Annotated in this window: 11 protein-coding genes; 5 read left to right on the plus strand and 6 right to left on the minus strand. The window is 68.2% G+C overall.

Annotated elements, in window-relative coordinates:
- Positions 1-104: 104 nt before the first annotated feature.
- Positions 105-1,067, minus strand: coding sequence for a LysR family transcriptional regulator (locus AC2W7K_RS12760; RefSeq protein WP_198498223.1), 963 nt, complete (start codon positions 1,065-1,067; stop codon positions 105-107).
- Positions 1,068-1,139: 72 nt separating this feature from the next.
- Between AC2W7K_RS12760 and AC2W7K_RS12765 the strand changes: the two genes are divergently transcribed.
- Positions 1,140-1,568: a LysE family transporter gene (locus AC2W7K_RS12765; protein ID WP_486006260.1), complete on the plus strand. Its 429-nt coding sequence runs from the start codon at positions 1,140-1,142 to the stop codon at positions 1,566-1,568.
- A 64-nt stretch (positions 1,569-1,632) separates the two neighbouring features.
- Positions 1,633-1,851 (plus strand): hypothetical protein, encoded by a 219-nt coding sequence (locus tag AC2W7K_RS12770; RefSeq protein ID WP_486006261.1) that lies wholly within the window; start codon positions 1,633-1,635, stop codon positions 1,849-1,851.
- A gap of 131 nt (positions 1,852-1,982) precedes the next feature.
- Here the strand turns inward: AC2W7K_RS12770 and AC2W7K_RS12775 are convergent, their stop codons facing one another.
- Positions 1,983-2,471, minus strand: coding sequence for a GNAT family N-acetyltransferase (locus AC2W7K_RS12775; protein WP_198498225.1), 489 nt, complete (start codon positions 2,469-2,471; stop codon positions 1,983-1,985).
- An 86-nt stretch (positions 2,472-2,557) separates the two neighbouring features.
- On the opposite strand from AC2W7K_RS12775, the gene AC2W7K_RS12780 reads away from it, so the two are divergent.
- The gene (locus tag AC2W7K_RS12780; protein ID WP_198498226.1) at positions 2,558-3,370 is read left to right on the plus strand and encodes an exodeoxyribonuclease III; all 813 of its coding nucleotides are present in this window, start codon (positions 2,558-2,560) and stop codon (positions 3,368-3,370) included.
- A 110-nt stretch (positions 3,371-3,480) separates the two neighbouring features.
- Here AC2W7K_RS12780 and AC2W7K_RS12785 read toward each other — a convergent pair whose 3' ends face one another.
- The 4 genes from AC2W7K_RS12785 to AC2W7K_RS12800 all read right to left on the minus strand — a co-directional run bounded on the left by AC2W7K_RS12785 (position 3,481) and on the right by AC2W7K_RS12800 (position 6,856).
- Complete coding sequence (locus tag AC2W7K_RS12785) at positions 3,481-3,810, minus strand: DMT family transporter (protein ID WP_198498227.1); 330 nt, start codon at positions 3,808-3,810, stop codon at positions 3,481-3,483.
- Positions 3,807-4,289 (minus strand): DMT family transporter, encoded by a 483-nt coding sequence (locus AC2W7K_RS12790; RefSeq protein WP_198498228.1) that lies wholly within the window; start codon positions 4,287-4,289, stop codon positions 3,807-3,809. The genes AC2W7K_RS12785 and AC2W7K_RS12790 overlap by 4 nt, the downstream gene beginning before the upstream one ends.
- A 114-nt stretch (positions 4,290-4,403) precedes the next feature.
- Entirely contained in the window at positions 4,404-4,640 is a 237-nt protein-coding gene (locus tag AC2W7K_RS12795) for a YbdD/YjiX family protein (RefSeq protein WP_332839519.1), read from the minus strand.
- The gene (locus AC2W7K_RS12800) at positions 4,637-6,856 is read right to left on the minus strand and encodes a carbon starvation CstA family protein (RefSeq protein ID WP_198500918.1); all 2,220 of its coding nucleotides are present in this window, start codon (positions 6,854-6,856) and stop codon (positions 4,637-4,639) included. Before AC2W7K_RS12800 ends, AC2W7K_RS12795 begins: the two co-directional genes overlap by 4 nt.
- 264 nt (positions 6,857-7,120) lie before the next feature.
- Between AC2W7K_RS12800 and trpS the strand changes: the two genes are divergently transcribed.
- Together trpS and AC2W7K_RS12810 are read left to right on the plus strand one after the other, a co-directional pair.
- A complete protein-coding gene (gene trpS / locus AC2W7K_RS12805) occupies positions 7,121-8,119 on the plus strand; it encodes a tryptophan--tRNA ligase (protein ID WP_198498229.1) in 999 nt (332 codons plus the stop codon).
- Positions 8,120-8,183: 64 nt separating this feature from the next.
- Positions 8,184-9,233, plus strand: coding sequence for an App1 family protein phosphatidate phosphatase (locus AC2W7K_RS12810; RefSeq protein WP_137826622.1), 1,050 nt, complete (start codon positions 8,184-8,186; stop codon positions 9,231-9,233).
- Positions 9,234-9,307: the final 74 nt, after the last annotated feature.

Consider the following 9,307-nt stretch of genomic DNA (forward strand, 5'->3'; position numbering starts at 1 on the left):
GCGTAGACCGTCGAGTGGAAACGGCCCGGATGATCCGGGCCGTTTCCGCATTCACCCCAGACCGGTTGGCGACCGGTCAGGCAGGGCTGTTCACACTGTGCCGGTCACCGTGCGCCGGTGTCCGTCAGTCGCCGCCCCTCCGCGGTGAGCGCCTCGAGTCCGGCGGCGATCGTCGGATGGGTGGCGCTGCCGGCGCGGATGTAGGCGCGCAGGCGTCGGTGCGGCACGGTGGGGGAGTCCGGCCAGCCCAGCTCGAGACGACGGACCCCGGCATCCGGGGCGATCCTGATCGTGCGGGGGAGCAGGGCGATGCCGTGCCCGTATTCGACGAGGGCGATGATCGCACCCCAGTCGAGGGCGTCGTGCCGCAGGTGAGGGGTGAATCCCGCCTGGGCGCAGAGGCGGAGGAAGAGGGCCTGCTGGTCGATGAGGTCACCGGCGCCGATCCATGTCTCCGCGGCGAGAGCGGAGAGTCCGACCCGCTCGCTGCCCGCGAGCCGATGCCCGGGTCCGACGATGACGTCGAGGGGCTCGGTGAGCAGCTCGCGCACCTCCCAGGCCCCGCCGTCGTCGGCCGGCGCCGCCGTGCGGGCCGTATCGGCCGACGTCGCGAGAGCGGTGTCCGGGGGTGTGGCGTCCAGCGTCACGACGATGTCCGTCTCGGACTCGGCGAGCATGCGGAACCGGTCGCGCACCGCGTCCTCACCGATCTCCACCGCGACCTCCGGCAGCCGGGCCACCGCGGGACAGACGAGGGCGACGATCGCCGAGGCGACGGCGGAGATCCGCAGCCGGGCGCGGCCGGCTGCCCGCAGCGCTGCGAGGTCGGCGAGAGTGCGCTCCCACTCGGCGTTGAGTGCCGTCGCATGCGCGAGGACCACCTCGGCGGCGGGAGTGAGCCTGACATTGCGACCGACGGGTTCGACGAGATCGGCACCGACGACGCGGGCGAGTCCGCGCAGGTGCTGGGAGATCGTCGACGGCGTGACGTGGAGGAGAGCGGCGGCCGCGGTGACCGTGCCGGTGTCGCGGACGGCGGCGAGCGATTTGAGGCGCGGGTCGATCATAGTGATTCACTGTACAGTTCGTCGTGAATTATTCGATGGACGCACACGATGCGCACCGGGCACGGTGGAGGCATGTGGGCAACCTTCGGATTCGGACTCTGGGCAGGCTTCGGACTGGCGATCCCGGTGGGCGCGGTGGCCGTGCTCCTCATCCAGCGCACGGCGACGTCCTCGCTGCGTCACGGTCTCGCCGCCGCGACGGGAGCGGTCACCGCCGATGCGCTCTACGCTCTTGCGGCGGTGATCGGCGGGACCGCGGCCGCCCGGCTGATCACACCGTGGCAGGTGCCGGTGACGGTCGCCGGGGCGGGTCTCCTCCTCTTCCTCGCCGGGCGGACCGCCATCGACGGCTTCCGGCGCGAGGACGACGATGCGGACGCGAGCGACGGCTCAGCCGTGGGGAGGAACCCTGCCGCGGGGGGGTGTTCCCCGCACAGCAGACGAACCGGGTGCGAGGCGCGGCCTGGCCGCGAGGGGCGAACCGCGCTCAGCGCTGCGTGAGGCGCTGCTCTTCTTCACCCTCACCGGGCTCAACCCCTGGCCGCTGCTCTACTTCGTCTCCGTAGTGCTCTCGGGCGGACTGCCCGCCTCCGCCGGTGCTGCAGACTCCGCAGCCCTGCTGGCCGGCATCGTCATCGCCTCGGCGTCCTGGCACTGTGTCCTCGTCCTCATCGGTCGCGGTGCCGGACGTCTCCTCCTCTCACCGACCGGTCGCCGGGTCGGGGGAGTCGTCTCCGCGAGCGTCATCGCGGCACTGGCGATCCGACTGCTCAGCGGGCTGTGACCCGCGTCGCCGGACTCTCCCGGTGCCGTGACTCTCCCGGTGCCGCCACCGTCTCGCGGTCCGGGAGGCGGCAAGACGACGGCCCGGTCACCGCGCTGCGGGTGACCGGGCCGTCGAGGCTGTGAGGAGACTCAGTCCTGGTCGAGCTTGAGTTCGAAGAACACGCGGGGATTGCCGGGGCCGGCGTAGTCCTCGACGAGTTCACCGCTGAAGCCCATCGACGAGTGGAAGGAGATCGCTCCCGACGAGTCGGGCATCGTCGTCGCCTGCACCGAGTCGACGCGCAGTTTGCGGGAATGGTCGATGAATCGCTTGTAGAGCTCACGACCGATGCCGTGATGCCGGAAGTCCTTGTGCGCGGCGACGAGGTGGATGTAGCCGGGACCCTCCTGCGGGATGACTCCGAGGAGGTAGCCGACGATCTGACTGCGGTAGCGCGCGACGAGCCCGGAGGCGACGAACTGACGGAACCAGTACGCGTCGTGATCGGCGCGCAGGTCGCGGTCTCCCCAGAAGTTCTCTTGGGCGCTGAGCAGGAATTCCCGCATCTCTCTGGCGTCGACTTCGTCGAGCGGGCTGATGCTCAGCTCCTCGGCGTCGAAAGTCTCCTCTTCGGCCATTGCGCCTCCTCAGGTCGGCAGTTTCTCAAATCCCACCCTATAACGCGGCGCGCGCAAGAGTAGTTCGCTCTGTCATCATAGAGCACATGATTCGCATTGCCTCAGTCAACGTCAACGGAGTCCGAGCAGCCTGGCGGAAGGGGATGCCCGCCTGGGTCGATGTCTCCGCTCCGGACTTCATCACCCTCCAGGAGGTCCGCGCGGCCAACGACATCGCCCTCGGTGTCCTCGAGGAGAGCGGGTACACGACGATCAGCCACGACGCCGAGGCGAAGGGCCGGGCGGGGGTCGCCGTCATGGCGAAGACCGCCCCCGTGGAGACGCGTGAGGGGATCGGATCCGACGGCTACTTCGATCGGGCCGGACGATGGCTGGAGACGGACTACCGCCTCGGCGACGGCACTCTGCTCACCCTCGTCTCCGCCTACGTCCACTCCGGTGAGGCAGGCACCCCGAAGCAGGACGACAAGTACCGGTTCCTCGACCGGATGACCGAGCGGATGCCGCAGCTCGCCGCGACCGCCGACCACGTGCTCGTCACCGGTGACCTCAACGTCTGCCACACCGAACGGGACCTCAAGAACTGGAAGGCGAACCGGAAGAAGGCCGGCTTCCTGCCCGAGGAGCGCGCGTACTTCGACGGGTTCTTCGGCGATGTCGGCTTCGTCGACGTCCACCGGCAGCTCGCCGGTGACATCGACGGCCCCTACACCTGGTGGTCGATGCGCGGGCAGGCCTTCGACAACGACGCCGGGTGGCGCATCGACTATCACATGGCCACTCCGGGACTGGCCGGAACGGCGACGGTCGCCACCGTCGACCGGGCGAACAGCTGGGGTGAGCGCTGGTCGGATCACGCCCCGCTCGTCATCGACTACGACCTGCCCGCCCCGCAGTGAGGTGAGCCGCCGCGGCGCCGAGGTGGTGCCGCGGCGGCGGCGAGCGTCGGCTTCGCGGATCGACGGTCAGAGGCTGCGGATCGAAACCGCCGTGGCCGAAGCCGCTGAAATCAGAGTGCGGAGCCGACCTCGATGAGGAGGACACCGACGATGATGAGGCCGATGCCGGCGACCATGAGTCTCGTCAGGCGCTCCTGGAAGAGCACGCGTCCGGCGATCGCGGTCAGCGCGACACCCGTGGCCGCCCAGATCCCGTAGGCAACTCCGAGGGGGAAACCGGTGCGCAGGGTGAGGCTGAGCAGGCTGAAGGAGACGATGTAGCCGCCGGCCACACCCGCGTACCACCATTTCGAGCCGCCCACCGAGGCCACGCGCAGGCAGATGGTCGCCGCGACCTCGAGGAGGATCGCGCCGATGAGGAGCGCCCAGCCGAGGATCATGACTCCTCCTGACGAGCCTGCGATTCCGCTGGCCGCCGAGCCGGCAATTCGGCGTCCCGCCGCGGCGATTCCGCCTCCCGCGAAGCCCGCGACTCCGCCCCCGGTCGGGGCGGCGCGGCCGGGTAATCCGCCTCGGTGGCGGCGACCGTCGGCACGTCCTGCCCGCGGTGGCCGATTTCGACGAGCATGACCCCGGCCATGATGGCGACGATGCCGAGCGCCATGACGACGGTGATCGGCTCGGCGAAGAGCAGCGCCGAGGCTGCGGCCGTGAGTGCGACACCGGAGGCACCCCAGATCCCGTAGGCGATGCCGAGCGGCAGCCCCGACCGCAGTGTGAGGCTGAGGAAGACGAACGCGGCGGCATAGCCGAGGGCCATGAGGATGTAGAGGGCCGGATGCTCGATCGCCGCCTTCATCGACAGCGTCCCCGTCACCTCGGCGAGGATCGCTCCCGCCAGAAACACCCACGTTCGCACCCGTCCATCCTCCCCGATGACCACGTCCTCGGGGAAGACCGTCTATCGACGTGAGACCGACGATGCCCAGAGTGTGAACCGTCCAGACGGTTCACACTCTGGGCATCGACACTCTCAGCAGCAGCGCGCCTTCGGGTTGCGGTCCTGTTCATCGGTGTGATCGCGCCAGAACTCCCGCTCTCCCATCGCGCCGTCCCGAGTGCCGTGGCGGCGCTCATAGGACTCGAGGTAGTGGAGGTAGGCGTTCTCACCCATGATCTCTTTCAGGTACCAGAGCAGCCAGGCCCCGCCTCGGCGCAGGGACCCCCACGGATCCCTCGCCATTCGGGTGAGCAAGGGTGTCTCGGTCATGGTCGACTCCTGCCCGACCGCTCGTCCCACTGGGCCTGGACCTCGCGTTCGGACCGGCGGGCGATGAGGCCGGCCGGGGCGAAGAGCTTCGTCTCGGTGAACGGCTCCTCCGTCGTCGGCAGGGAGCCCTTGCGGATGGCTTCGATCGACTTCCACAGCGCCATGACGACGACCATGGCGACGAGGAGGGCGAAGATGATCGACAGCGTGCCCTGGACGAAGGTGTTGCGCACGACCGCGCTCATCGCCTCCACTCCCTGGGTCGCCCCGAGCGAGGTCTCGCCCGCGGCCAGCGCATCCCGGTACGCGAAGTGCTGAGCCCAGTAGCCGAGCTTGGGATCGGAGGAGAAGATCTTCTGCCACGACGCCGTCATCGTCACGATGAGATCCCACGCCAGCGGGATGCCGGGGATCCACGCGTAGCGCGCGAGCCCCATCTTGCACACGATCGCGAAGATCACTGCGAGGGCGATCGCGGCGAGCAGCTGATTGGAGATGCCGAAGAGCGGGAAGAGCGTGTTGATGCCGCCGAGCGGATCGGTCACTCCCATGAGCAGGATCGATCCCCAGGCACCGACCATGATCGCCGTCGTCAGCCACGCGCCCGGCGTCCACGAGGGATCGCGGAAGCGCTTGGAGAAGTTGCCGAGGGCGTCGCTGAGCATGAAGCGGGCGACACGGGTGCCGGCGTCGATCGTCGTGAGGATGAAGAGCGCCTCGAACATCACGGCGAAGTGGTACCAGAACGACATCCAGGCGGGTCCGCCGAAGACGCTGTGGAGGATCTGCGCCATGCCCATGGCCAGGGTCGGTGCACCGCCGGTGCGGGAGACGATGCTCTCCTCACCGACATCGCGCGCCGCCTGCTCGAGGAACTGCGGTGTCGTCTCGACCCCCGACATGCCGAGGGAGTTGTTGATGAAGTCCGCGGCGCCCTGGGCGGTGCCGCCGGTCAGCGGTTCGGCGGCGTTCATCGCGAAGTAGAGGCCCTTGTCGAGGCAGATCGCGGCGACGAGCGCCATGATCGCGACGAAGGACTCCATGAGCATGCCGCCGTAGCCGATGAGCCGGGCCTGCGACTCCTTCTCGATGAGCTTCGGGGTCGTGCCCGAGGCGATGAGCGCGTGAAAGCCCGAGAGGGCACCGCACGCGATCGTGATGAAGAGGAACGGGAAGAGCGCACCGGCGAAGGCGGGGCCGGCGGAGTTGAACGCGAACTCGGTGAACGCGGGCATCTGCACGGTCGGGTTGACGATGAGGATGCCGACGGCGAGCAGCACGATCGTGCCGATCTTCATGAACGTCGAGAGGTAGTCGCGCGGGGCGAGGAGCACCCACACGGGCAGGACAGCGGCGAGGAAGCCGTAGATCATCAGGCACCATGCGAGCGTCACCTTGTCGAGGGTGAAGACCTCCGACCAGACGGGGGAGCTGTTGACCCAGCCGCCGGCGATGATCGCCGCGAGCAGGAGGACGACGCCGATGACCGAGGTCTCGATGACCTTGCCCGGGCGCAGGTAGCGCATGTAGACGCCCATGAACACGGCGATGGGAATGGTCATCGCGATCGAGAAGACGCCCCAGGGGCTCTCGGCGAGGGCGTTGATGATGACGACGCCGAGGACCGCGATGAGGATGACCATGATGAGGATGATGCCGAGCGAGGCGATGACACCGCCGGTCTTGCCGAGTTCGTCACGGGTCATCTGCCCGAGCGAGCGGCCGTTGCGGCGCACCGAGAAGTACAGGACCATGTAGTCCTGGACGCCGCCGGCGAGGATGACGCCGACGATGATCCACAGAGTGCCCGGCAGGTAGCCCATCTGCGCGGCGAGGATCGGACCGACGAGCGGTCCGGCTCCGGAGATCGCGGCGAAGTGGTGGCCGAAGAGGACGCGACGGTCCGTCGGTGCGAAGTCACGGCCGTTGTCATTGATCTCCGCCGGAGTCGCCCGCCGCGGGTCCGGACGGCAGACCTTCCATTCGATGAATTTCGCGTAGAAGCGGAATCCGATGAGGTAGCTGCCGACGGCGGCGGCGACGAACCAGCTCGCCGAGAGGTTCTCCCCGCGGACGAAGGCGACCATCGTCCAACCCGCACCGGCGATGAGGGCGATGGCCACCCAGAGCACGATCCTGCCCGGCGTCCACCGGGGCTTCTCCACCACACCGACCGGGGGCAGCCCCTCTTCGGTCTTGACGTATTCAACCGACACGCGGTCCTCCTCATTGAGCTGGGTCGTCCACGATCCGCCCGGCGGTCCCTGCGCGTGCTGCGGCCGGTCGAGGTCCTTGTCGTGCGGCACCCCGTCCCACCAGCCTCAACATGTGAAGAGCCTTGGCGAATCATGTGTTCTGGATGACATCATACTCGCCGCGGTGTGCCGCGGGTCACGCGGCGTCGGCAACCGGAGGACCGGCATCGGCGGGTGTTCGACAGCGGCGTGAGAGGCGGGGCGCCGAGATGGCAAAATGGAGCCATGACGACGACTTCACTGCCCCGCACCGTGTCCGGAATCCAAGCGACCTCCGATTCCCTCCATCTCGGCAACTACATCGGGGCCCTGCAGCAGTTCGTCACCCATCAGCAGTCCCACGACGCGTTCTACTTCATCGCCAACATGCACGCGATCACCGTCGAACAGGACCCGGCCGAGCTTCGGGAGCGGACCCTGCGCACGGCCGCGCAGTTCATCGCCGCCGGCATCGACCCGGAGGCCTCGACGATCTTCGTCCAGTCGCAGGTCCCCGCCCACCCCCGTCTGAGCTGGGTGCTCGAGTGCACGACCTCGATGGGCGAGGCGACGCGGATGACCCAGTTCAAGGACAAATCGGCGAAGCAGGGTCACGTGTCCCTCGGCCTGCTCACCTATCCGGCCCTCATGGCCGCCGACATCCTCCTCTACAACCCTCAGATGGTGCCCGTCGGGGAGGACCAGCGCCAGCACCTCGAACTCACCCGCAACCTCGCCGAGCGGTTCAACCACCGGTTCGGTGATACCTTCGTCGTGCCCGAGGCGCAGATCCTCAAGGCCACCGCGAAGATCTACGACCTCCAGAATCCGGACGCGAAGATGTCGAAGTCCCTGCCGAGTCCGCTCGGCCGCATCGACCTCCTCGACGAGCCGAAGGCCCTGACGAAGAAGATCAAGTCCGCCGTCACCGACGATGAGACGGAGATCCGCTTCGATCCGACGGCCAAGCCCGGAGTCTCGAACCTGCTGACGATCTACTCGTCGCTGACGAACCGGCCCGTCGACGACATCGTCGCCGACTACGAGGGGAAGATGTACGGTCATCTCAAGGTCGATCTCGCCGAGGTGGCCGTCGAGGCGCTGACGCCGGTGCGGGAGCGCACGCTCGAGCTCCTCGAGGACCGCGCCCAGCTGCAGCGGATCCTCGATGCCGGCGCGGAGAAGGCGAACGCCATCGCCGAGGTGACACTGCGCGAGGTTTATGACAAGGTCGGTTTCATCTGAACCCGCCGTCGGGACACCCCGACGACCACCCCAACGTACCCGCCGAGCGCGTGGAGGAGCCGCCGTGGCCAAGAAGAAGACCGCAGAAGGACCGCTCAACCTGACCCCGGACATGCTGCACACCGCAGCCCGGCTCGAGGACCGCTTCAACGGGTGGATCCAATCGCGAGCGACCAACCACAGCTACCAGCGGACCGTGCTCGCCTACGACACGTACGGCGGCACCGACTGGGTGCGGGTCCTCGGCCGCCTCGTGCTCACCCCCGACGGCCACCCCTCGGCCGATGCGCAGGCCAGCGTCCGCGGATGGCGCTCGTTCGTCAGCGTCCCTCTGCCCAACGACACGGCGTGGGTGCGGATCAACGACGAGGAGCACATGGTCACCTCGGACCGGGGCGGGATCATCGACACCGTCATCCCCGGCGACTTCACCCCGGGGGAGACGGAGATCGAGCTGTGGACCGACGGGTCGCTCGTCGACTCGGCCGCGGTGCGCATCATCGGTGAGGATTCGACGTTCGGCATCATCTCCGACATCGACGACACAGTCATGGTGACCTCGCTGCCGCGACCCTTCCTCGCCGCGTGGAACACGTTCGTCCTCAGCGAGCACGCGCGCTCGCCGGTGGCGGGCATGTCCGTGCTCTACGACCGGATCACCTACATGCGGCCGAACACCCCGATCATCTACCTCTCGACGGGGGCATGGAACTCGGCGATCACGCTCAAGCGGTTCCTCTCCCGCAACCTCTATCCGATCGGGCCGCTGCTGCTCACCGACTGGGGGCCGACGACGACCCGCGTCTTCCGCTCGGGCAAGGAGCACAAGCGCAACACCCTCGAGCGGCTGGCCCGCGACTTCCCGTGGATGAAGTGGCTGCTCATCGGCGATGACGGGCAGAACGACGAGGAGCTCTACGGCGAGTTCGTCGAGAACCACCCGAACAACGTCGCCGCCGTCGCGATCCGCCAGCTCACCGTCGGTGAGGCCGTGTGGGCCGGTGGTCGCTCGAAGCGCCACGGCCGCGGGCAGGGTGTGCCGTGGATCTATGCACCCGACGGCGCCGGTCTCGCCTCGCGCCTGACCGAGCGGGGGATCATCTCGACGATCTGACCTCGGAGTCCCGGGACCCAAGCATCGAAACGGCCACTTCGCGTCGAGACCGCCGCTTACAGGTGGCGGTCTCG

The organism is Brevibacterium sp. LAARM2_SD2, assembly GCF_057364785.1.